Source organism: Jannaschia rubra, from assembly GCF_001403735.1.
GTDB lineage: Bacteria > Pseudomonadota > Alphaproteobacteria > Rhodobacterales > Rhodobacteraceae > Jannaschia > Jannaschia rubra.
On record NZ_CXPG01000016.1, the window covers coordinates 31,668 to 53,028 of the forward strand.

At 67.0% G+C, this 21,361-nt stretch carries 20 protein-coding genes; 11 read left to right on the forward strand and 9 right to left on the reverse strand.

Annotated features, from left to right (window positions below):
* Positions 1-50 precede the first annotated feature (50 nt).
* From JAN5088_RS08000 to dctP, 3 genes are read right to left on the reverse strand one after another with little or no spacing between them, the layout of a single operon-like run.
* Entirely contained in the window at positions 51-1,466 is a 1,416-nt protein-coding gene (locus JAN5088_RS08000; protein ID WP_082429890.1) for a TRAP transporter large permease, read from the reverse strand.
* The gene (locus JAN5088_RS08005) at positions 1,459-2,103 is read right to left on the reverse strand and encodes a TRAP transporter small permease subunit (protein ID WP_055682307.1); all 645 of its coding nucleotides are present in this window, start codon (positions 2,101-2,103) and stop codon (positions 1,459-1,461) included. Before JAN5088_RS08005 ends, JAN5088_RS08000 begins: the two co-directional genes overlap by 8 nt.
* A gap of 57 nt (positions 2,104-2,160) precedes the next feature.
* The gene (dctP, locus tag JAN5088_RS08010; protein ID WP_055682308.1) at positions 2,161-3,174 is read right to left on the reverse strand and encodes a TRAP transporter substrate-binding protein DctP; all 1,014 of its coding nucleotides are present in this window, start codon (positions 3,172-3,174) and stop codon (positions 2,161-2,163) included.
* 225 nt (positions 3,175-3,399) lie between these two features.
* Between dctP and JAN5088_RS08015 the strand changes: the two genes are divergently transcribed.
* From JAN5088_RS08015 to JAN5088_RS08025, 3 genes are read left to right on the forward strand one after another with little or no spacing between them, the layout of a single operon-like run.
* Positions 3,400-4,113, forward strand: a complete 714-nt coding sequence (locus JAN5088_RS08015; protein ID WP_055682309.1) for an HpcH/HpaI aldolase family protein — start codon at positions 3,400-3,402, stop codon at positions 4,111-4,113.
* The gene (locus JAN5088_RS08020; RefSeq protein ID WP_055682310.1) at positions 4,110-5,072 is read left to right on the forward strand and encodes a hypothetical protein; all 963 of its coding nucleotides are present in this window, start codon (positions 4,110-4,112) and stop codon (positions 5,070-5,072) included. The genes JAN5088_RS08015 and JAN5088_RS08020 overlap by 4 nt, the downstream gene beginning before the upstream one ends.
* Positions 5,069-5,527, forward strand: coding sequence for a DUF188 domain-containing protein (locus JAN5088_RS08025; protein WP_055682311.1), 459 nt, complete (start codon positions 5,069-5,071; stop codon positions 5,525-5,527). Before JAN5088_RS08020 ends, JAN5088_RS08025 begins: the two co-directional genes overlap by 4 nt.
* Positions 5,528-5,579: 52 nt before the next feature.
* Here JAN5088_RS08025 and trpE read toward each other — a convergent pair whose 3' ends face one another.
* The 4 genes from trpE to ssb all read right to left on the reverse strand — a co-directional run bounded on the left by trpE (position 5,580) and on the right by ssb (position 10,722).
* Complete coding sequence (gene trpE / locus JAN5088_RS08030) at positions 5,580-7,082, reverse strand: anthranilate synthase component I (protein ID WP_055682312.1); 1,503 nt, start codon at positions 7,080-7,082, stop codon at positions 5,580-5,582.
* The gene (locus JAN5088_RS08035) at positions 7,079-8,938 is read right to left on the reverse strand and encodes a peptidyl-prolyl cis-trans isomerase (protein WP_055682313.1); all 1,860 of its coding nucleotides are present in this window, start codon (positions 8,936-8,938) and stop codon (positions 7,079-7,081) included. The genes trpE and JAN5088_RS08035 overlap by 4 nt, the downstream gene beginning before the upstream one ends.
* A gap of 61 nt (positions 8,939-8,999) precedes the next feature.
* Entirely contained in the window at positions 9,000-10,214 is a 1,215-nt protein-coding gene (locus tag JAN5088_RS08040) for an aminotransferase (RefSeq protein ID WP_055682314.1), read from the reverse strand.
* A 19-nt stretch (positions 10,215-10,233) separates the two neighbouring features.
* On the reverse strand, positions 10,234-10,722 hold the full coding sequence (gene ssb / locus JAN5088_RS08045) for a single-stranded DNA-binding protein (protein WP_055682315.1): 489 nt from the start codon (positions 10,720-10,722) through the stop codon (positions 10,234-10,236).
* 194 nt (positions 10,723-10,916) lie between these two features.
* Between ssb and JAN5088_RS08050 the strand changes: the two genes are divergently transcribed.
* The 7 genes from JAN5088_RS08050 to JAN5088_RS08080 all read left to right on the forward strand — a co-directional run bounded on the left by JAN5088_RS08050 (position 10,917) and on the right by JAN5088_RS08080 (position 18,530).
* Positions 10,917-11,510, forward strand: coding sequence for a lytic transglycosylase domain-containing protein (locus tag JAN5088_RS08050; protein ID WP_370736407.1), 594 nt, complete (start codon positions 10,917-10,919; stop codon positions 11,508-11,510).
* A 172-nt stretch (positions 11,511-11,682) separates the two neighbouring features.
* Positions 11,683-12,768, forward strand: a complete 1,086-nt coding sequence (locus JAN5088_RS08055) for a TRAP transporter substrate-binding protein (RefSeq protein ID WP_055682317.1) — start codon at positions 11,683-11,685, stop codon at positions 12,766-12,768.
* Between the two features lie 118 nt (positions 12,769-12,886).
* Positions 12,887-13,963, forward strand: coding sequence for a TRAP transporter substrate-binding protein (locus JAN5088_RS08060; protein WP_055682318.1), 1,077 nt, complete (start codon positions 12,887-12,889; stop codon positions 13,961-13,963).
* A 79-nt stretch (positions 13,964-14,042) separates the two neighbouring features.
* On the forward strand, positions 14,043-14,957 hold the full coding sequence (locus JAN5088_RS08065; RefSeq protein WP_055682319.1) for a TRAP transporter small permease subunit: 915 nt from the start codon (positions 14,043-14,045) through the stop codon (positions 14,955-14,957).
* 59 nt (positions 14,958-15,016) lie between these two features.
* Positions 15,017-17,374 (forward strand): TRAP transporter large permease, encoded by a 2,358-nt coding sequence (locus tag JAN5088_RS08070; protein WP_055682320.1) that lies wholly within the window; start codon positions 15,017-15,019, stop codon positions 17,372-17,374.
* Between the two features lie 102 nt (positions 17,375-17,476).
* Positions 17,477-17,977 (forward strand): peptidylprolyl isomerase, encoded by a 501-nt coding sequence (locus JAN5088_RS08075; RefSeq protein WP_055682321.1) that lies wholly within the window; start codon positions 17,477-17,479, stop codon positions 17,975-17,977.
* Positions 17,970-18,530, forward strand: a complete 561-nt coding sequence (locus tag JAN5088_RS08080) for a peptidylprolyl isomerase (protein WP_055682322.1) — start codon at positions 17,970-17,972, stop codon at positions 18,528-18,530. Before JAN5088_RS08075 ends, JAN5088_RS08080 begins: the two co-directional genes overlap by 8 nt.
* Positions 18,531-18,602: 72 nt before the next feature.
* Here JAN5088_RS08080 and JAN5088_RS08085 read toward each other — a convergent pair whose 3' ends face one another.
* Positions 18,603-18,797, reverse strand: a complete 195-nt coding sequence (locus JAN5088_RS08085) for a DUF2273 domain-containing protein (protein ID WP_055682323.1) — start codon at positions 18,795-18,797, stop codon at positions 18,603-18,605.
* Between the two features lie 81 nt (positions 18,798-18,878).
* Entirely contained in the window at positions 18,879-20,132 is a 1,254-nt protein-coding gene (gene tyrS / locus JAN5088_RS08090) for a tyrosine--tRNA ligase (protein WP_055682324.1), read from the reverse strand.
* Between the two features lie 66 nt (positions 20,133-20,198).
* Here tyrS and JAN5088_RS08095 point away from each other — a divergent pair, with 66 nt between their 5' ends.
* Positions 20,199-21,347: an anhydro-N-acetylmuramic acid kinase gene (locus tag JAN5088_RS08095; protein ID WP_233489740.1), complete on the forward strand. Its 1,149-nt coding sequence runs from the start codon at positions 20,199-20,201 to the stop codon at positions 21,345-21,347.
* Positions 21,348-21,361 lie beyond the last annotated feature (14 nt).

The following is a 21,361-nucleotide window of genomic DNA, read 5'->3' on the forward strand; positions in this document are numbered from 1 at the left end:
CCGCAGGGGGATCAAATCTTTCTGATTGTTGCGTCACCTTGGGTGGCGACTCATAGAAGGTTGGGCAAGAACAGCACGATGCCGGGAAAGGCGACCAGCACGATCACCGTTACCACGTCCGCCACGAAGAAAGGCGATGCTCCGCGAAAGACGTCCTGCACTGATATGTCCATCCGCGCATCCTGCGCCACGCCCGCAACCACGAAGCAGTTAAGACCGATGGGCGGCGTTATCAGACAGAGCTCGGCCATCTTCACCACGATGATGCCGAACCAGATCGCGCATTCCTCGGTCGTCATGCCAAGGGCGCCCGCCTCGCCGCCGACCGCGCCATTGAGGGCCATGACGGCGGGAAAGGTGACCGGCAGGGTCAGGATCAGCATGCCGATCGCATCCATGAACATGCCCAGCACGACATACACCAGCAGGATGCACATCAGGACGACGTACGGCGAATAGGGCAGGCCGGCGATGAAGTCTGCGAAATGGTCGGGCAGTTTCGCAAAGCCCAGGAAGCGGACATAGATCAGCACGCCCCAGATCATCGCGAAGATGACGACCGAGAGCTTCGCCGCCTCCATCAGCGCGCCCTTCAGCTCCCGCCAGCGCATCCCCTGCCAAAGCGCCATGGCCAGCACGACGCCCGCGCCCAGGGCGCCCGCCTCCGTCGGGGTCGCCCAGCCGAAGCTGATCGAAAGGACGATGATGAGGACGACGAGAAGGATGGGCGCGGCGCCCGGCAGGCTCTGGAATCGCTGCTTCCAGGTGAAGCCGCCCACCGGTGGGCCCAGCGACGGGCGCAGGCGCGCCAGCCCCATCACCAGTCCGGCATAGATCACCGCGCTGACCGCGCCGGGCAGGAACCCCGCCAGCAGCAGCTTGCCCACGGATTGCTCCACGATGATCGCATAGATTACCAGGATCGCGCTGGGCGGGATCAGCGACGCCAGCGTCCCGCCCGCAGCAACCACGCCGGCCGCGAACCGCTTGTCGTAGCCGAGCTTCAGCATCTCGGGGATCGCGATGCGCGCGAAAACGGCCGAGGTCGCGACCGACGCGCCCGACACAGCCGCGAACCCTGCCGTGGCAAAGACGGTGGCCACCCCCATGCCGCCCGGCGTCCAGCCGATCCACCGTTTCGCGGCCTCGAACAGATAGCGCGTAAGGCCCGCATAATAGGCCAGATAGCCGATCAGGATGAAAGTGGGGATGAGCGACAGCGCATAGCTCGTCGTCTTGGAATGGGGCACCTGACCCACGAGCTTCGCCGCCGTGACGAGACCTTGGTCGAACCCCTGCTTCTGCATGAAGAACAGGCAGAGGCCGAGAAACCCGATGAAGGCCGCAGCGAAGGCCACTCGCACGCCGATGACCACCAGGATAAGGAGCAGGCCCGACAGCCACAGCGACATGTCGAAGACGTCGACACCCTCCAGCAGGGCCTTCATGTCGATCAGGTTATCCATTCCGGTCGACCCTGGCGCCTGCGACGGTCGCGGCTTCCTTGTTGGCCTGCTCCGCCGGATCCTCGATAAGCGGCACGGCCACGGGTGCCGGATCGGCCCGCAGGAATGCCCGCCCATAGGCCCAAAGCTGCAACGCCAGCCGCAGCCAGAGCACTGCCAGCGCGAAGGGGATGAGCAGCTTCGACGGCCAGAGCGGCAGGCCGATGTCGATGGTGCTGTCGTTGCTCCAGAGCGGCTTCGACACATCGAAGCTGCGATCGAAATGGAACCAGGTACCATAGATCAGCGCCGTTGCCATCAGGAGCATGAACAGCACCGACAGCCATTCCGCCGCCCAGAGCCTGCGCCCCGACAGACGCCCCACGACGATGTCCATGCGGATGTGCGCCCCCTCCCGCTGGGCATAGGCGAGGCCGAGGAAGGCGAAGGTCGCCATCAGCTGTTCGGTCCAGTCGACGAACCCCGGCACCGGCGCGTTGAAGACCGAGCGCCCCACGACATTCCATACAGCCAGGCAGACCAGTGCGAAGATCACGCAACCCGCCAGCAGGTTCAGAAGGCTCTCGAACCGGAACACGCTGCGGTCGATGCGCGACAGAAGGCTGTCGTCAGCCAGGACGGAGGACGGGGTGGACATGACGGTTCCCGGAGTTGCAAACGCCCCCGCCCATCATTCGGGCGGGGGCGGGAGGATCTACTTGCCTGCGGCCTTGGCCTCGGCCAGCGAGGATCTCGCCAGATCGTAGAGTTCCTGACCGGGCAGGCCCTGCGCCGTCATCTCCGCGATCCACGCCTCGTGAATGGGCTGTGCCTCCTCGGCCAGCCGGGCCAGTTCCTCGTCGGAGAACCGGACCTTTTCGATCTCCTTCTCCTCCAGAACGTTGTCCCAATCCTCAAGCAGCAGGGCATATTGATCCAGATAGTGCTGGATCGCATCGTCCACCGCGCCTTCCAGAATCGCCTTGTTCTCGTCCGACAGCGCCTCGTAGGCGTCGATGTTGACGACGACAGGGCAGTTGACGGTGCCCGGGTTCAGGTTCTCCGTCCACCAGTCGGCCACGTCGATGGTGCGGAACGACAGATGCGCGTGCTGCGCAAAGGATACGGCGTCGACCACGCCCGATTCCATAGCGTTGTAGGCTTCCGTCGCCGTGACCGACGTGGGCACCGCGCCCTCGGCCGCCAGAAGCTCACCTATGCCGCCGGACGCACGCACCCGCAGACCATCGAGCGATTCGACCGTCGCACGCGGCTCGCCGGTGCCGACCAGGTTGTACTGCGGCATCGGGCTGGTCATCATCAGGCGGGCGTTCCACTGCGCCATCTCGTCCTGCACCGCGGGGTGGGCATAGATCGCGCGGGCGACGGCCACTTCCTGCTCCAGCGTCTCGACCCCCATCAGCGGCAGTTCCAGCACGGTGATCGCGCGGTTCTTGTCGGGGTGATAGCCCGCGCAGAACTGCGCCATCTCGAAGGCGCCGATGCTGATGCCGTCCAGGTTCTCGCGCTCGTTCGACAGGCCGCCATAGCTGATGGCCATGGTGAAATCGCCGTTCGACCGCTCCTCGACCAGTTCGGCGATTTTCTCGATGTGTTCGGTGAACTCGCGCCGCTTGCCCCAGACGGACACGTTCCATTCCACGGCCAGCGCCTCGGTGGCGAAGGCAAGGCTTATGGCGGCGATGGACGCCGACGACAGATACTTCATGCGTTTTCTCCCTCCCGGACGGGGCTCCCTCCCCGTTTGAACCCCGAGACTAGCAGCGCAGGCGCGAAGATCGAAAGCGGAATATGCAACCGTTGTCCGACCGTTGTCCGTGAACCGGTTGCGGGGCGAACTTGATGCGGTCGTTCCAGCGTGTGTGAAAACCCGCACGGTTTCGCTATCCTTTCCGCTTGCCTGCCCGGGACGGTGCGTGGCACGCCCGGAGCCATGAACAGCCTTCGGGACAGGATCGCCTCCGGCGCGGTCACGCGCGGCATCTGGCAGAACCTTCCGGGGCCGGAAGCGGCGGAGCTTGCCGCGGCCGCGGGCTTCGACTGGATCGTGATCGACGGGGAGCACGGCGCCTGGGACCCGGGCTGCATCCGTCGCCGCCTCATCGCTGCGCCCGACGCCGTGGTCCGGGTGCCGGTGAACGAGGCGTGGATCCTCAAGCAGGCGCTCGACCTCGGGGCACGCACGGTGCTGGTGCCCATGGTCGACGACGCCGATGCGGCCCGAAAGGCCGTCGCCGCCTGCCGTTATCCGCCTTATGGCGTGCGCGGGATGGGCGCCTTCGTGGCGCGGGCCGCGATGTATGGCCTCGACCCCGGATACGTCGATCGTGCGGATGCCGACGTGTCGGTCTGGGTTCAGGCCGAAAGCCGGGCAGCCCTGGTGAACCTCGAAGCGATCTGCGCGGTGCCGGGCGTGGACTGCGTCTTTCTCGGCCCGGCCGACCTTGCTGCCGACATGGGCTTGACGACGGACGATCCCGCGCTGCTGGCCGCCCTGACGGAGGCCATCGCACGCATCGCCGCCCGCGGCATCGCGCCTGGCGTCTTCGCGGCCGACCCCGACCGCTGGGTCGCGGCAGGCGCGCGGGTGGTGTCGCTCGGCTCCGACGCGATGGTGCTGGCGCGGGGGCTGAAGGCGCTCCTGTGATCCTGTCGGCGCGCGGCATCTCGGCCCGATGGGACGCCTCGTGCGGCCATCTGCCCTCGCTGGTGATCGACGGCTCGTCGGTCCTCTGGTCCGCGCCCTGGCGCAGCGACCCTCGCGTTCAGGCGGACTCGGCGATCCCCATGGTCGACCGGCGGCTGGCCGGCACCTTCGTCTGCGCTCCCTTCGGCCGCGACGACGTCGATCATGGTCCGCCGCACGGGTTGTCGGCCAATGCGCCTTGGCGAATGACCCGCGCCGGGCCCGAGGCACTGACGGCGGTGCGGCGGTTGTCGCGGGGGCACGTCACGGCGCGGATCGCGTTGCGTAACGATCATCCGGTGCTTTATCAAACGCATATGCTCGATCTCGACCGGCCCTGCACCTTCGCGCATCATCCGATGTTCGCGCTGTCCGGCGGCGGCACGCTCACCGCCAACTGCCGCGCCACCCTGACCTTCGCGGCCGAGACGCCGGTGTTGCCACAGACCAGCCGCTGGGACGGGCTCGCGCCGGAGTTGCGTGAGTATCCGAAAGAAAAGGCCGAAGATTTCGCCACCCTGGTCGGCCCCATCGGCCTGGGTTGGACGGCCGTGGCGCGCCATGCCGAAGGCGACACCCTCCTGACCCTGCGTCGGGCCGAGCAGCTTCCGGTTACCAACATCTGGATCTCCAACGGCGCGCGCGGCGATCACTGGTCCGCTGTCCGCGGCCTCCTGGGAATCGAGGATGCCATCTGCGCAGGGGCCGGGGGCTTCGCCGCTGCGCTGACCGACAATCGCGTCAAGGCGGAGGGCGTCGCCACCGCTCTTCCGCCCGGCCGTCATGTCATCCCGCATGCCATCGTGCGGATCGCGGGCGTACACGAGGTGCGGGACGTCCGGCTCGGCAACGGCCATCTTGCCATTCACACCGACGGGGCGGACATGACCGTCCCCTTCGCTCAGGAGCATTTCAAATGATCCTCATCGACGCCGATGCCAGCCCCGTAAAGGCTGAGATCACGGAAATAGCAATTCGCCGCGACGTCCGTGCCATCTTCGTAGCGGGCAGCTATCTGCGTGTGGCCGACCATCCGCTGATTGCCTTCTTCGCGGCCGGTGACGCCTTCGATGCGGCCGACGACGCCATTGCCGAAGTCGCGCGTCCCGGGACCGTCACCGTGACGGCCGACGTCCTGCTCGCCGAGCGGGTGATCCGGGCTGGCGGCGCGGCGCTCGACCCGCGCGGGCGGGAGTTCACCGAGACGTCGATCGGGGACACCGTCGCCAGCCGCAACCTGATGCACGAACTACGGCCGGGGATGGAGGGGATGACCGGAGGGCAGGGGGGCGGGCAGCGGCCCTACGGCCCCCGCGACCGCGCCGCGTTCAAGAATGCGCTCGACCGCATTCTGACGCGGCTGGCCCGGACTTGAGGGCGCCGCGGCGCCCATCTTCGCTTTCCAGGATCCCCGCCCGGCGCAACTCCTAGCGGTTGCCACGTGCCACGAACCGACCGGCTTCGGCGGCGGCAAGGCGCAGGGCGCGGGACTTGTTTACCGTCTCCTGCCATTCGGCTTCCGGGTCGCTGTCGTGAACCACCCCGCCCCCGGCCTGGACGTAGAGCTTCCCATCCTTCACCACGCCGGTCCGCAGGGCGATGCACATGTCCATGTCGCCATTGGCCGAGAAGTAGCCGACGCCACCGCCGTAGACGCCGCGTTTTTCCGGCTCCAGCTCGTCGATGATCTCCATCGCGCGAACCTTGGGCGCGCCTGAAACCGTTCCCGCAGGCAGCCCCGCCAGCAGCGCCGACAACGCGTCCTGATCCTCCGACAGCTCCCCGACGACGTTCGAGACGATGTGCATGACATGGCTGTAGCGCTCGATCACAAAGCGTTCGGTCGGGCGGACCGTCCCGATCTTCGCCACGCGCCCCACATCATTGCGGCCAAGATCGAGCAGCATGAGGTGCTCCGCCAGTTCCTTCGGATCGGCCAGCAGTTCTTCCTCCAGCGCCTTGTCCCGCGCGGGCGTCGTGCCGCGGGGCCGGGTGCCGGCGATTGGCCGGATCGTGACCTCGGACCCGAAGACGCGGACCAGGATCTCGGGGCTGGCGCCGACGATCTGGAAGTCGCCCATGTCGAAGTGGAACATGAAGGGCGAGGGGTTCGTCCGCCGCAACGCGCGGTAGAGCGAGAACGGCGGCAGCGGAAAGTCGAAGGTCCAGCGCTGCGACGGCACCACCTGAAAGATGTCGCCCGCCGCAATGTAGTCCCGCGCCCGCTCCACCACCGCCTTGTAGGCGTCGGGGGTGAAGTTGCACATGGGTTCCATCAGGGCGAACGGCTCGGCCATATCGCGCGGCTGGGGCAGGGCGCGGCCCAGCGATGTGAGCGCGTCCTGCAGGCGTTCGGCGGCCTGCGCATAGGCGGCTCGCGCCGTTGCGTCACTCCGGTTCCAGACCGGCGCGACCAGGATCACCTCACCCTTCACGCCGTCCAGCACAGCCACCACCGACGGCCGCATCAGCACCGCATCGGGCAGGCCGAGCGTATCGGGGTTCACGTCCGGTAGATGCTCTACCAGCCGGATCATGTCGTAGCCGAGATAGCCGAACAGCCCGGCACAGGCTGCGGGCAGCCCGTCGGGCAGGTCGATGCGCGATTCCTCCAGCAGCGCCCGGATGGCGGCCAGCGGCTCGCCCGCGTCGGTCCAGGCGGTCGGGTCGTAGCGCGCGGCACGGTTCACGCGGCTCGCCGTGCCGCGACACTCCCAGATCAGGTCGGGCTTCATCCCGACGATGGAGTAGCGACCCCGGATCTCGCCCCCCGTCACCGACTCGAGGACAAAGGAGAACGGCTCCGCCTCCGCCAGCTTCAGCATCAGGCTGACGGGGGTATCCAGATCGGCGGGCAGGCGGGTCCAGAGGACCTGATTGTCGCCCCGGACATGCGCGGCCTCGAAGGCAGCGAAGTCGGGCGCGATCATCCCGCGCCGCCCAGTTGGGCCTGAACTCCCTGGACCGCCTGGCTGTCGACGGTGAAGCCGAGGTCGCCCTGGATCGCCTGACCATAGCTTTCAAACAGGTCCCCGACCAGTTCGCCACGGGTCCGTTCCACGACTGCATCGCGCAGCCGCGCGCCGTCACCTGCGGTCAGGTCGGCTGCGTTGATCGCGTCGAGCCGCACGACATAGGCCCGGGTGTCGTCGCCCTCGACTGCAAGGACCTCGCCGGGCTCCGCTTCGAAGATACGGTCGATCAGGGCGGGCGGCGTGTTCTCAAGCACGGCGTCGCGTGCGATGCCGGTCAGGACCTCGGGCGTCACCGCGATGTCGGCCGATGGGTCGCGCGCCAGTTCCTCGGCCCGTTCCGTCAGGCGCCTGCGCAGGGTGTCGGTCTGCCAGGCGGTCTCCACCGCGCCGCGCACCTCCTCAAAGGGCGGCACGGTTGGCGGCGTGACCCCGTCGAGCCGGACCGCAAAGAGGCCGCCGTCGGACAGGGACGCCAACTCTGGGAAGTCGCCCTCCTCGGCCGCGCGAGCGACCTCACGGAACTCCTGATAGGCGGCGATGCCCACTGCCTCGGCCGTGCCGGTCGGGTCCCAGTCGAATGTCGCGACCTCCATGTCGGTTTCGCCCGCAAGTTCCTCCAGCGTGGCCCCCCCGGCCAGCAGGTCGTCGATCCCGTCGCGGCCCGCGTCGATCCGACGCCGCGCGGCGTCGGCGCTGAACTCGATGGCAAGGTCGTCGCGCACGTCGTCGAAGGGGACCTCGGTCGGATCCAGGATCGCGTTCACACGGTAGAGCGCAGGCCCGAGCGGCGTCTCGACCGGGCCGGCGATGCCCGGCTGGTCCAGGGCGAACAGGGCGTCGGCCACAGCGTCGTCCACGTCGCTCCTGGCGACCTCTCCCTGATCCACGTCGTCGAGCGTCAGGCCGCGGTCGGTCACGAGCGCATCGAACGTGGTCTCGCCCGCCTCGATGGCGGCGCGGGCGGCCTCCGCCGCCTCCATGTCCGCGAAGGCGAGCCGTTCGGCCAGAACGCGGGCGGGTTGCCGGAACTCGGTGGCGCGCTCCTCATAGAGGTCGCGCAGGGCCCCTTCGTCCACCTCGATCCCGGCGGCGATCATGTCCGGCGTGACCCAGGCGTAGGTGATGGTGCGCCGCTCGGGCGTCTCGAACAGCTCCGGGTTCGCGTCGTAGAAAGCGGTCAGGTCGATCTCGGACGGCGCGGTGGGACCACCCGGCAGATCGGGAACGGTGACGGTGGCCAGCGTGACGTCGCGTGTCTCGGCGATCCAGGCGGCCATGCGATCGGCATAGGCATCGGGCACGGCGACCCCGCCCACCACGGCAGCCTGCAGGATCTCGCGCGCCACATCCTCGCGCACCGTCTGCTCATAGCGCGCTTCGTCGAGGCCCGCATTCTGCAGCGCACGAGCGTAATAGTCCCGGTCGAACGTGCCGTCGATGCCGCCGAAGGCCGGGGTTTCGCGGATGCGGCGGGCGACCTGCGCGTCGCCGGCCGACAGCCCGATCCGGTCGGCCTCGGCTGCCAGCGCCGTGCCGGCCAGAAGCCGTTCCATCACCTGCCGGTCGATCCCGAACAGCGCCATCTGCTGCATCGGGATCGTCTGTCCCGTCTGCTCCTGCAACCGCGCCTGTTCATTGCGGAGGGCGTCGAAATACTGCTGCGCGGTGATCTCACGGTCGCCGACGGTCGCGACGGTCGAGACCGACCGGCCGAACCCCGTAGCGCCGAAGCCGCCAAGCGCCAGGATCAGAAGACCCAGAACGATCCAGACGAGGATGTTCGTTTTCTTTTTCCCACGTTCCCCGGCCATGCGGCACCCCCATCCTGTCCGGTCGCGTTGATAGGGCGCGGGCGGGGTGGGGGCAAGCGGATCAGAGGCCCCGGTAGGTCACGCGCGCCAGCCGGTCGAACAGGGTGGCGATCCCGGCCAGGTCGGCATTGGCATAGGCGATCCGCAGCGTCGCCTCCGCCCGGCCCGACCCCCCCTCGGCCCGCGTGGGGCCGAACATCGTGCCGGGCAGCAGCAGAAGCGATGCCTTCCGCACCAATCTGCGGGCCACCGCGTCGCTCTCCAGCGCGAAAGGATGCGCCACATAGGCGAAATAGGCACCGCAGCCCAGCACCTGCCACTGCGGCAGGCTGGCGAAGCCCTGTTCCATCGCGGCGCGCCGGGCGAGGATCTCCGCGCGTTCGCCGGCTAGCCAGTCCGACAGGTTTTCCATACCCCAGAGCGCTGCGCGCTGCCCCAGACCGTTGGGACAGATCGTCACCGTGTCGAGCCATTTCTCGACCTGCGCCAGCCGCGCGGGCGAGGCGCAGATCGCGCCGACACGGTGGCCTGTCAAACGATACGCCTTGGAGAAGGAATAGAGCTGGATCAGCGTGTCGTCCCAATCGGGATCGGCGAACAGGTCGTGCGGTGCGGAGTGCCCGCCCGGCATCGCGGTCCGGCTGTCGAAGTCGCGATAGGTCTCGTCCACGATGAGGGCGAGCCCGCGCGACCTTGCCAGATCGCGGAAGGCGGAAAGGGTCTCGGCCGGATACTCCACCCCACCGGGATTGTTGGGGCTGACCAGGACGATGGCGCGGGTGCGGTCGTCCACCAGCGCGGCTGCTGCCTCGGCATTGGGCAGGAGGTCGGGCCCGGTTTCCAGAACGCGGATCCCGATGCCCTGCATGTCGAGCCACATGCGATGGTTGAAATACCACGGCGCCGGAAGGATCACGTTGTCGCCCCGGACGGCCAATGTGGCGATCGCGGCGGTGAACGCCTGGTTGCAGCCCGATGTGATGGCGACCTGATCGGGTGCGATGCGGCCCCCATAGGCCCGCGACCAGTCCGACGCGACGCGGGCGCGCAATTCCGGGATGCCCAGCACCGGACCGTAGAGATGCGCCGAGGCATCGCGCAGCACGATGTCGGCCAATGCCTGTCGCAGGGCCACGGGCGGAGGATCGGCCGGCGCCGCTTGGCTGAGGTTCAGAAGCGGGCGGTCGGGCGGAAAGCTCACTCCCTCGACCCACTGCCGCGCCTCCATCACCGGAGGCGAGAGCGTCGCGGCCAGATCGGGGTTCAGGTTCCGCATCGGGCGCCCCTTCGCGCGATCAGAACGGGATTTCGTCGTCCATGTCCGAGGGGCCGCCATAACCGCCCCCCTGATTGCTGCCGCCGTAGTTGCCGCCGCGGTCGTCCGAACCGCCCTGCGACCGGCCGCCGCCATAGTCGCCGCCACCCTCGCCGCCGCGGCCGTCGAGCATCGTCAGTTCCGACCGATAGGGGCGCAGCACCACCTCGGTCGAATAGCGGTCCTGACCCGACTGGTCCTGCCATTTGCGGGTTTCGAGCTGGCCCTCGATGTAAACCTTGGAGCCCTTCTTGAGATACTGCTCCGCCACGCGGACAAGTGGTTCGCTGAAGATGGCGACCGAGTGCCATTCGGTCCGCTCCTTGCGCTCCCCTGACGCCTTGTCGCGCCATGTCTCGGAGGTGGCGATCCGCAGGTTGCAGACCTTGCCGCCGTTCTGAAAGCTGCGGACCTCGGGGTCGCGCCCCAGATTGCCGATCAGGATTACCTTGTTCACGCTGCCGGCCATGCCGCACCCCCGTCTCTGCCCGAATCTGTCCCGGCACCTGAGCACCCGGGGGGTTAACTATCCATGAAGCTCGCAGAGGGAAAGGGGGCCGAAAAGCTTGGATTCGGACGTCCATTCGGTTAACGCTTGCAAGGCGCGAACGCCCCGCAACGGGGGCGACGGGCGAAAATGGGACAGACCGGGGAAATCATGTGATCCGATCAGCCATGCGCGCCTGCGCCTGCGCGACGCTTCTCGTCGCCGCGACCGCCGAGGCCCAGACCTTCTCGAGCCGCAGCCGCAGCGACCTGTTCTCCAATCAGACCGCCCTGATGGACCGCAGGCTGTCGAGCCAATACGCGGGCTCCGGCCGGCTTGCCCCCGCCGTGGCCGGAACACGGTCGCTCGGCGGGCAGGAGGTCATCCCCCGTTACAGCGGCAGCCAGCGGTCGGAGTGGATCGACCATGCCCGTGTCTCCGCCCGACGCCATGGCGTGCCCGAGGACCTGTTCCTGCGCCTGATCCGGCAGGAATCGGGTTGGAACCCAGGCGCCGTGTCGCGCAAGGGGGCCCTGGGCTTGACGCAGTTGATGCCTGCGACTGCCGCGACGCTTGGGGTGAACCCCAACGACCCGCGCCAGAACCTGGACGGCGGTGCGCGTTACCTTGCGCTGCAATACCGCAACTTCGGAAGCTGGCGTCTGGCGCTCGCGGCCTACAACGCGGGGCCGGGTGCCGTGCAGAAGCACAACGGCATCCCGCCCTATGACGAGACGCAGAACTACGTGGTGGCGATCCTGGGTCGCTGACAGCCATATCAAAAGGTTAGGGTGCGACGTTCATGTGACGCGGGCGTCATCGGCGCCACCTGCGGGACACGTCGCCACAGATTGCACTTGAACATTCGCCGGGTCGCTGGCTCACATCACGCAGGCGCACGGCCAAGACGCCGTGCACATGGACCTTATGGGAGGATAGACGATGGACCGTCGCTCGTTTCTGAGAACCGGCACGCTGGGTAGCACGGCCGCCGCCGCGACCGCGCTCGCCGCGCCCGCCTATGCGCAGGGCAACCGCACGCTGACCATGGTGACGAGCTGGGGCCGTGGCCTCGCCGGCGTGCATGACAGCGCGCAGTATGTCGCCGACCGGATCACCGCGATGTCGGACGGAACGCTGACCGTTGATCTGAAGTCCGCCGGGGAGCTTGTAGGGGCGTTCGAGGTGTTCGACGCGGTCACGTCTGGTCAGGCCGACATGTACCAGTCGGCCGATTACTATTTCACCGGCCAGCACCCGGCCTATCAGATGTTCTGCTCGCTGCCCTTCGGGATGACCCCCCAGGAGTTGAACAACTGGTACTACCACGATGGCGGATCGGACCTGCACAACGAGCTGGGCCAGATCTTCGGGCTAAAGTCGTTCCTGTCGGGCAACACGGGGCCGCAGCCGGGCGGCTGGTTCCGCAAGGAAATCAACTCCGTCGCCGATTTCCAGGGCCTTGCGTTCCGCATGCCGGGGCAAGGTGGCGAGGTGCTGGGCAAGCTGGGCGCGTCGGTCCAGAACCTGCCGGGCGCGGAGGTCTACCAGGCGCTGGCCTCCGGCGCGCTGGACGGGGTGGACTGGGTCGGTCCCTGGGCGGACGAGAAGGCCGGGTTCCAGGAGATCACCAAGTTCTACTACACCGCCGGTTTTCAGGAGCCGGGTCCGGCGCTGAGCCTTGCCTGCAACCTCGACGTCTACGAGGGGCTGTCGCCCGCGCATCAGGCAATCATCGAGCAGGCCGCCGTGGCCGCGAACACTTGGACGCTGTCGCTGTTCATGAAGAACAATGCCGCGGCCCTGAAGCGGCTGCAATCGGGTGGCGTCCAGGCGCTGACTTTCCCCGACGACGTCTGGGCGGCGTTCAAGACCGCATCGGAAGAAGTCTACCAGCAGTACATGGGCGATGAGCTCTACAAGAGGATCTTCGACAGCTATCAGGCGTCGATGCGCGACAGCGCCGCCTGGATCGAGACGTCGGAAGGCGCCTACACCCGGCAAAGGGACCGTCTGCTCGGCATCTGAGCATATCAGCCGTTTGACATGGCGGGGCCAGTCGTTACGGTCCCGCCACGCCCCCGGAAGCCGGGGCCGTCGCCCCGCCGGCACAGGCAGGCGGCCGACAAGGGACCAGGGGGACAGGATGGACCGTCGCGCATTTCTGAAGACTACCACGATGGGGGGCGCCGCCGGAGTGGCGCTCGCCGCGCCGGCCTATGCGCAGGGCAAGCGCACGCTGACCATGGTGACGACCTGGGGGCGGGGCCTTGCCGGGGTTCACGACGCCGCGCAGCGCATGGCCGACAACATGTCGATGATGAGCGACGGGCAATTGACGGTCGACGTCAAGGCTGCGGGCGAACTCGTCGGCGCGTTCGAGGTCTTCGATGCCGTCACCTCGGGTCAGGCGGACATGTACAACGGCGCCGACTACTATTTCGTGGGCCAGCATCCGGGCTATGCCTATTTCACCGCCGTGCCCTTCGGGATGACGGCGCAGGAGACGCTGAACTGGTACTATCATGCCGGCGGCATGGAGTTGCACGACGAGCTCGGTCAGATCTTCGGGCTCAAGGCGTTTCTCGGCGGCAATACCGGCGCGCAGTCGGGCGGCTGGTTCCGCGACGAGATCACGGGGCCGGAGGACTTCCGTGGCCTCAAGTTCCGCATGCCGGGTCTGGGCGGCCAGGCCCTGGGCAAGATGGGCGCGTCGGTCCAGAACCTGCCGGGTGCCGAGGTCTATCAGGCGCTGGCATCGGGCGCGATCGACGGCACCGAATGGCTGGGTCCCTGGGCCGACGAGAAGGCCGGGTTCCAGGAGGTTGCGAAGAACTACTACCCCGCCGGCTTCCATGAACCGGGCGCGGCGCTGTCGAACGCGATGAACCGCGACGTCTACGACAGCCTGACGCCCGCGCAACAGCGCATCTTCAAGGTCGCCTCGGGCGAATGTCACCAGTGGAGCCTGGCGCAGTTTCTGACCAACAACGCGCTGGCCCTGGGTCGTCTGGAATCGGCCGGTGTCACGCTGCGCGAATTCCCGCAGGAAGTGTGGGACGCCTTCGGCGCCGCTTCGCGCGAGGTGACGGAGGAGAACATGGGCGACGATCTGTTCGCCCGCATCCACAATTCGGCCACCGAATCCATGCGCGCGTCATCGCGCTGGATCACCCGGTCCGAAGGGAAGTACCGGGCCGAACGCGACCGCGTGATGGGCTGACCTGTCAACGGTCCGTCCCCCCGGGGCGGGCCATTCACCGCCGGGGCATCCCGGACCACGAGCCTTGACGGGGGACGTCATGCTTGAATGGATCGGCTGGTTCTTCGCGAACATCGCCCAGGCCTTCCTGAACGTCGGATACGCTGTGACGCATCCGGCGTCGTGGCTTGCCTGGACCGGCGGGCTCGACACGCCCGAGGCCGGGGAGTCGCTGATGCGACTGATCTATTATGGCGCGAGCGTCGAGTTGTTCTTCGTTGTGTTCGTCGTCTTCCTGCTCGTCACCGCCATCGGCGCGGCGTCGCGCCGATTTCTGTGGGGCACGGTGCGGGGGCTGGAGTTCGGGCTGAACTGGCTGGGCCGGATCGCGGCCTGGGCGGGGCTTCTGATGGTGCTTCAGCAGATCATGATCGTTTTCCTGCAACGCATCTTCCGCGTCTCGGAAATCAGCGTCGGGCCATTGGGCATGACCTTCACCCGCGACCTGTCGTGGTATTCGGAGGAGCTGAAGCTGTGGAACGCGATGATCGTCTGCCTTTGCGTGGGATGGACCTTCATCCAGAATGGCCATGTGCGCGTGGACCTGATCTATTCCGCCGTGGGTCACGGAACGAAGCGCGTGATCGACATGGTGGGCAGCGTCCTGTTCATGATGCCGGCGCTTCTGCTGATCTGGCTGTTCTCTTGGTTCTTCTTCTGGCGATCCATGGTCACGCCCGCCACATCGGCCAGCGACCCGCTCGACCGGCTGTTGATGAAGGCGCGCGCCGTGCGCTGGAACGTCGAGACCATCGGGTTCAGCCCCAACGGCTTCGATGCCTACTGGATGTTCAAGGTGCTGGTCCTGCTGTTCGTGGCGACCGCCTTCCTGCAGGCCTGCACCTTCTTCTGGCGAAGCTGGCTGGAACTGCGTGAGGGCGAGATGAGCGCCGGCCGCTATCTGGACCTCGACCGGATGGGCGACGATGAACGGCTGGCAGCCGACATTCACTAGGCGATAACGCGGGCAACGGCAGAACAACGCAGGCGCGGACCGCCTGAAGGGGACAGGGAATGCCATTCGGACTGGACGGGGTCGAGATCGGCCTGATCATCGTCTTTCTCTGCCTGTTCGCAGGGATCATGTCGGGGTTTCCCGTGGCCTTCGCCATCGCCGGCGCGGGCGTCATCAGCTTCGCGATCATCGCGGCGCTCGACAGCGCAGGCATCCTGATCCACCAGGCCATCGACACGTCATCGGCAGAATACGCGACGCTGATCCGCGACGGCGTCGCGCGCGAGGCGATATCCATCTTCCGCTATCCCGAACTGCCCCGCGCCGCCGAGGCCCTGTTCCCGCAGGGTTGGGAAATGGCAATGGACCGAAACATCGGCTTCATCGTCAACCGCATGAACGAGCGCGTGATCGCGGGCGCGTCCATCGAGACCCTGCTCGCCGTGCTGATGTTCGTGATGATGGGCATCACGCTGGAGCGGTCGCGGATCGCCAACGACCTGCTGACCACCATGGCGCGCGTCTTCGGCCCGCTGCCCGGCGGACTGGCCGTCAGCATCGTGATCGTGGGCGCCTTCCTCGCCGCATCGACCGGCATCGTGGGCGCGACGGTCGTGACCATGGGTTTGCTGGCGCTGCCGACGATGCTGCGGAACAACTATTCGCCCGAACTGGCAACGGGGGTGATCGCAGCTTCGGGCACGCTGGGGCAGATCATTCCGCCGTCCATCGTGATCGTGCTGCTGGGCACGCTGGCGGGCGACATCTATTCCACCGCGCAGGAGAACCGGGCGGCGATGGTCGGCTGCTCCGACGCGCTGACCTATCTGGGCGAGCCGGCCGTGGTGTCCGTCGGCACGCTGTTCCAGGCGGCGCTGTTGCCGGGCATCTTCCTCGCGTTCCTCTATGGCGCCTACGCGTTCGGCTTCGCGCTGCTCAACCCGTCAAAGGCGCCGGCGGTGCTGTTCGCGGATGCCCGGCCCACCTACACGACGCGGCGCGATGCATTGACGTGGTATCTGGCCGTGCCTGTCGCCATCGTCCTCGGCGGGGTGGCTCTCGGACTGGCCGGAGTGATCGGATCGCAGGACGTGGTCGTCAGCAGCTACAGCCAGGCGGGAGAGACGGCCAGCCTTCGCACCAACGTCAGCGAGGCGTGCCAGGCGGCGATGATCGACCTGCACGGCCAGGCCGCCTGGGACGCAGCCGTGGCGCAGCAGGCTACCATTGATGCCTCGGGCGGCGTGCAGCAGGCCCGCGCGCGCACGGCGGAGGAGCTCATCGAGGCCCGCAGCCTCGCCATCGGAGGCGCCGCGCCCATCGGGACCGGCGTGGCGACCCTGTTCCTCGGGCTGGGTCTGGTCCTCGCCGTGGCGCGGGGGGTCAACCCGCTGGCCGAAGGACGGCCGCTCGCCATCGGGGCAGCCGGCATCGTGCTGGCCTTCGCGGTCGATGTCCTGCTCCTCGGGCCGCTCGCCTCCTCCGGCCGGACGTTCCTTCTGCTGGCGATCCCCATGGCGATCACCGGCTATGGCGTCTGGTTCGCGGTCAAGCGGCTGGCCCGGAACGAACTCATCAGCGTGGTCTTTCCGCCCCTCGTCCTCATCGTCGCGGTGCTGGGCTCGATCCTGGGCGGCATCACCAATCCGACGCCCGCCGCCGCATTGGGGGCAGGCGGGGCGATCATGCTTGCCGCCTATCGCAAGCTGTCGGAGGAGGGGCGCGGCGGTGGCTGGATCCTGCTGTCGACCCTGGCCCTCGTGGTGATGATGCTGCTGGGCATGAACTTCGACCTGCGGACGGGGCTGGAGACGACTTCGGGCGGCGACAGGGTGGCGCTCGTCGTGGGTCAGGTCGCTTATCATGCCGCGTTCCTCGGGCTTCTCTACGCGTGCTGGGTTCTGCTGCGAACGGGGGTGCTGGGCCCCGTGGTACGCGAGACGGCCAAGGTCACGTCGATGGTCTTCACCATCCTGATCGGATCGCAGCTTCTGAATCTCGTGCTGATCTCCTTCGGCGGCGAACACTACATCCAGGATTTCCTGCGGTCCTACGATAATGAACTCACGGTCTTTCTGATCGTCATGCTGATCCTGTTCGTCCTGGGCTTCGTCCTCGACTTCCTCGAAATCATCTACATCGTGATCCCCATCGTCGGGCCGGTCATCTATGGCGGCACCTTCGACCCCAAGTGGGTGACGATCATGATCGCGGTGAACCTCCAGACCTCTTTCCTGACGCCGCCGTTCGGGTTCGCGCTGTTCTACCTGCGCGGCGTGGCGCCCGCGTCGGTGACCACAGGGCACATCTATCGCGGCGTGGTGCCCTTCGTCCTGATCCAGGTGGTGGGGCTGGCAATCCTGTGGCTGTTCCCGTCGATCGTGACGGTCGTGCCGAACCTGCTGCCGAACAACTGATCCCCTTGCCATGCGGTCCGCCGCCGATGCTGCGGGCGCACTTTCCCTCGGGCGGGCGGCGGTCTAGGTTCCGCCCGGCACCAATGCGAAGGAGAGATCGGCATGGCCGAGATCAAGGATCCCGAAAACACCATCATCATCGAGCTTAAGGACGGCCCCGTCGTCATCGAGCTTCTGTCCGACGTGGCCCCCGGCCACGCCGAGCGGATGAAGGAGCTGGCCCGAGCCGGCGCCTATGACGGCGTGGTGTTCCACCGCGTCATCGACGGCTTCATGGCCCAGACTGGCGATGTGGAGCATGGGCGCGATGCCGACAACATGTCGCGCGCCGGCACCGGCGGCAGCGACAAGCCCGACCTGAAGGCCGAGTTCAGCGGCATCCCGCACGACCGCGGCACCCTGGGCGCGGCGCGTTCCGCCAGCCCGGATTCGGCAAACAGCCAGTTCTTCATCAACTTCGCCGACAACCATTTCCTGAACCGGCAGTATACGGTCTATGGCCGCGTGATCGACGGGATGGAGCATGTGGACAAGATTACACGTGGCGAACCACCCGCAAACCCCGATCGCATGATCAGCGTCAAGGTGGCCGCCGATGCATAAGGTCATTCACGCAGCCGCCTTCGGCGCCTTCGCCCTGACGGCCCAGCAAGCGCTGGCCACCGGCCTCGAGATCGATGTCTCTGGCGAGGCCAACGGCACCATCACCATCGACCTGCTGGAGGATGTGGCCCCGGAGCACGTCGCCCAGATCACGGAACTGGCCGAGTCGGGGGCCTATGACGGCGTGGTGTTCCACCGCGTCATCGACGGCTTCATGGCCCAGACCGGCGACGTCCAATACGGGCGCGGAGGCAGCGACCTGAGCCTTGCGGGCACTGGGGGCAGCGACCGGCCTGACCTCGCGGCCGAATTCTCGGACCAGCCGTTTGAAGCGGGAACGGTCGGCATGGCCCGCTCTGCCAACCCCAATTCGGCAAACAGCCAGTTCTTCATCATGTTTGCGCCGGCATCGCATCTGGACGGGCAGTACACGGTGGTCGGTCGCGTGACCGACGGCATGGATGTCGTGAACGCGATCAAGCGGGGCGAGGGGGCGAACGGCGCCGTGACCTCCGACCCCGATGTGATGACGGACGTGCGCGTCACCGACTAAACCGGCAATTCACCACGACGAAGGGCCGCCCCAGCTTGGGGCGGCCCTTTCGCGTTCCGGCCTGACCGGGAGTTATTCCGTGACGGTCGCGGGAGCCACGACCTCCGGCTCATCCGTGGCACCGGGGATTTCCTCGCCCGGGCCAGACATCGTAACCAGAAAGACGACGAAGATGATCGCCGCAAAGACGAGGCCCGCCGCTATGCCGATGATCGGACCGAAGTGGCGGCGCTTTTGCTTCTCGATGTTGGTTTCGGGGGCGCTCATGCGGCGGTCCTCCTGTTTTTGCGTAAGGTTGTGCAGATACGGAACGCATGGTGCACGTCCCGGGTTCCGCAGGGTCAGGGGTCAGTCGGCCAACTTCACCAGCGCATGACGCTTGCGCCCCGCCGACAGCTTGACGGTCGCGGCGATCTGTTCGGCGTCGACCATCATCCCCGCATCGTCCAGCGGGGCATCGTTCAGACGCGCGCCGCCTTCTGCGATCAGGCGCTTTGCCTCCTTTCCCGATTTGGCGAGGCCTGCCCGGACAATCAACTGGACGACCGTCACGCCCTCCGCCGCCTCCTGTCGCGTGACGGTCGCCGTGGGCAGGTCGTCGCCCGCGCCGCCATGCTCGAAGACTTCCTGCGCGGTGGCCTGCGCGGTCTCGGCGGCTTCCCGCCCGTGCAGGAGGGCCGTCACCTCGTTTGCGAGGATGATCTTGGCTTCGTTGATCTCCGACCCCTCCAGCGCGCCCAGACGGTCGCATTCCGCCACCGGAAGCTCGGTATAGAGCTTCAGGAATCGCCCGACGTCGGCGTCGGTCGTGTTGCGCCAGAATTGCCAGAACTCATAAGGCGACAGCATGTCGGCGTTGAGCCAGACGGCGCCGTTCTGCGACTTGCCCATCTTGCGCCCGTCGGACGTGGTCAAGAGCGGCGAGGTCAACCCGAAGACCGCGTCGTCCAGAATGCGCCGTGTCAGGTCGATGCCGTTGACGATGTTGCCCCACTGGTCGCTGCCGCCCATCTGCAACAGGCAGCCATGACGGCGGTGAAGCTCCATGAAGTCATAGGCTTGCAGGATCATGTAGTTGAATTCGAGGAACGACAGCGACTGCTCCCGGTCGAGGCGGGACTTCACGCTTTCGAAGGACAGCATCCGGTTGACGCTGAAATGACGGCCCACGTCGCGCAGGAAATCGAGGTAGTTCAGCCCGTCGAGCCATTCGGCATTGTCCAGCATCAGCGCATCGGTCGGCCCCTCGCCGTAGTCGAGATAGCGGGCGAACACCTGCTTCATCCCGGCGATATTGGCGGCGATCTGATCGGGCGTGAGGAGGGGCCGTTCGTCGGCGCGAAAGCTGGGGTCGCCCACCTTGGTCGTGCCGCCACCCATGAGCGTGATGGGCTTGTGCCCGGTCTTCTGCAGCCAGCGCAGCATCATCACGTTGAGCAGGTGGCCGACATGCAGCGACGACGCCGTCGCATCATAGCCGATGTAGGCCGGAACCACCCCGGCATTCAGCGCATCGTCCAACCCCTGCACGTCGGTGCAGTCGGCAAGGAACCCACGCTCGATCATCACGCGCATGAAGTCTGATTTGGGGTGGTAGGTCATGTGGCTTCCGGTGCATTTCCGTAGTGTGCCCCGGCTTAACGCGGGGCGATGGCAAGGGGAAGCGCGATGGAACCGATCCGCGCATTGGGGGCGATGTCCGGTACGTCGATGGACGGGGTGGACGCCGCCGTGATCGTGACCGACGGCAAGGCGATAGAGGCCTTCGGCGAAAGCGCATACGTGGAATACAGCGAGGCGGAGCGGTCGGTCATCCGGCGTGCCATGGGCCAGTGGAAGGGCGATAAGGACGTCAACGCCGCCGCGAAAGTCGTCGAGGACGCCCATATTCGCGTGTTGGACGGCTTCGCGGACGTGCAGGTCGTGGGTTTTCACGGACAGACCTTGGCGCATGACCCCGCGAACCGGCGAACGCATCAGGCAGGCGACGGCGCGGCGCTGGCGCGGACGCTGCGCAAACCTGTCGTCTGGGATTTCCGTACCGCCGACGTGACGCTGGGCGGCGAGGGCGCGCCGCTGGCACCGGCGTTCCACCACGCCTGCGCCCGCTGGATCGGCGCGACGAAGCCGCTGGCGTTCCTGAACCTCGGCGGGGTCGGCAACCTGACGTGGCTCGACCCTGCGAAAGTGGTGGAGGAGGACGGCGCGCTTCTGGCCTTCGACACCGGGCCGGCCAACGCTCCGATCAACGACCTCTGCATGGATTGGCTGGGCCAGCCCTTCGACCGCGATGGTGAGCTTGCGCGTGAAGGTGAGGCGGACGCGCGGCTGGTCGCGGACCTCATGGGGCATCCCTACTTCTTTCGCATGCCTCCCAAGTCGCTCGACCGCGACAGTTTCCGTCAGGCGGGCGCGACCATCAACGCCCTGCCGCCTAGCCATGCCGCGGCAACCTGGGTCGCCGTCATCGCCGCCAGCGTGGACCATGCGCTGAGCCAATGCCCGACCATGCCCGACCGGCTGCTCGTGACCGGCGGCGGGCGGCGCAACCCCGCCATCATGGATGCGCTGGCCGCGCTGTCATTGCCCGTTGCCCCGGTCGAGGAGGTCGGGCTCGATGGAGACATGCTGGAGGCGCAGGCCTTCGCCTTTCTCGCCGTGCGGGTGCTGCGCGGCCTGCCGACCAGCTTTCCGGGGACGACCGGCGTCAGGGCGCGGGTGGGCGGCGGTATCGTTTCGCGCCCGGAAGGGCAGGTGGACGATCTGCCAACGAGTGCTAGACACAGACCGGACGGCCGGATAGCCAAGGCCCGTTAGCGGTAACAATACCC

Bases quoted from the DNA above. Each gene is read 5' to 3' on its own strand.
- JAN5088_RS08000 (WP_082429890.1), bottom strand. From the start codon at position 1,466: ATGGATAACCTGATCGACATGAAGGCCCTGCTGGAGGGTGTCGACGTC.
- JAN5088_RS08005 (WP_055682307.1), bottom strand. From the start codon at position 2,103: ATGTCCACCCCGTCCTCCGTCCTGGCTGACGACAGCCTTCTGTCGCGC.
- dctP (WP_055682308.1), bottom strand. From the start codon at position 3,174: ATGAAGTATCTGTCGTCGGCGTCCATCGCCGCCATAAGCCTTGCCTTC.
- JAN5088_RS08015 (WP_055682309.1), top strand. From the start codon at position 3,400: ATGAACAGCCTTCGGGACAGGATCGCCTCCGGCGCGGTCACGCGCGGC.
- JAN5088_RS08025 (WP_055682311.1), top strand. From the start codon at position 5,069: ATGATCCTCATCGACGCCGATGCCAGCCCCGTAAAGGCTGAGATCACG.
- trpE (WP_055682312.1), bottom strand. From the start codon at position 7,082: ATGATCGCGCCCGACTTCGCTGCCTTCGAGGCCGCGCATGTCCGGGGC.
- JAN5088_RS08035 (WP_055682313.1), bottom strand. From the start codon at position 8,938: ATGGCCGGGGAACGTGGGAAAAAGAAAACGAACATCCTCGTCTGGATC.
- JAN5088_RS08040 (WP_055682314.1), bottom strand. From the start codon at position 10,214: ATGCGGAACCTGAACCCCGATCTGGCCGCGACGCTCTCGCCTCCGGTG.
- ssb (WP_055682315.1), bottom strand. From the start codon at position 10,722: ATGGCCGGCAGCGTGAACAAGGTAATCCTGATCGGCAATCTGGGGCGC.
- JAN5088_RS08055 (WP_055682317.1), top strand. From the start codon at position 11,683: ATGGACCGTCGCTCGTTTCTGAGAACCGGCACGCTGGGTAGCACGGCC.
- JAN5088_RS08060 (WP_055682318.1), top strand. From the start codon at position 12,887: ATGGACCGTCGCGCATTTCTGAAGACTACCACGATGGGGGGCGCCGCC.
- JAN5088_RS08065 (WP_055682319.1), top strand. From the start codon at position 14,043: ATGCTTGAATGGATCGGCTGGTTCTTCGCGAACATCGCCCAGGCCTTC.
- JAN5088_RS08070 (WP_055682320.1), top strand. From the start codon at position 15,017: ATGCCATTCGGACTGGACGGGGTCGAGATCGGCCTGATCATCGTCTTT.
- JAN5088_RS08075 (WP_055682321.1), top strand. From the start codon at position 17,477: ATGGCCGAGATCAAGGATCCCGAAAACACCATCATCATCGAGCTTAAG.
- JAN5088_RS08080 (WP_055682322.1), top strand. From the start codon at position 17,970: ATGCATAAGGTCATTCACGCAGCCGCCTTCGGCGCCTTCGCCCTGACG.
- JAN5088_RS08085 (WP_055682323.1), bottom strand. From the start codon at position 18,797: ATGAGCGCCCCCGAAACCAACATCGAGAAGCAAAAGCGCCGCCACTTC.
- tyrS (WP_055682324.1), bottom strand. From the start codon at position 20,132: ATGACCTACCACCCCAAATCAGACTTCATGCGCGTGATGATCGAGCGT.
- JAN5088_RS08095 (WP_233489740.1), top strand. From the start codon at position 20,199: ATGGAACCGATCCGCGCATTGGGGGCGATGTCCGGTACGTCGATGGAC.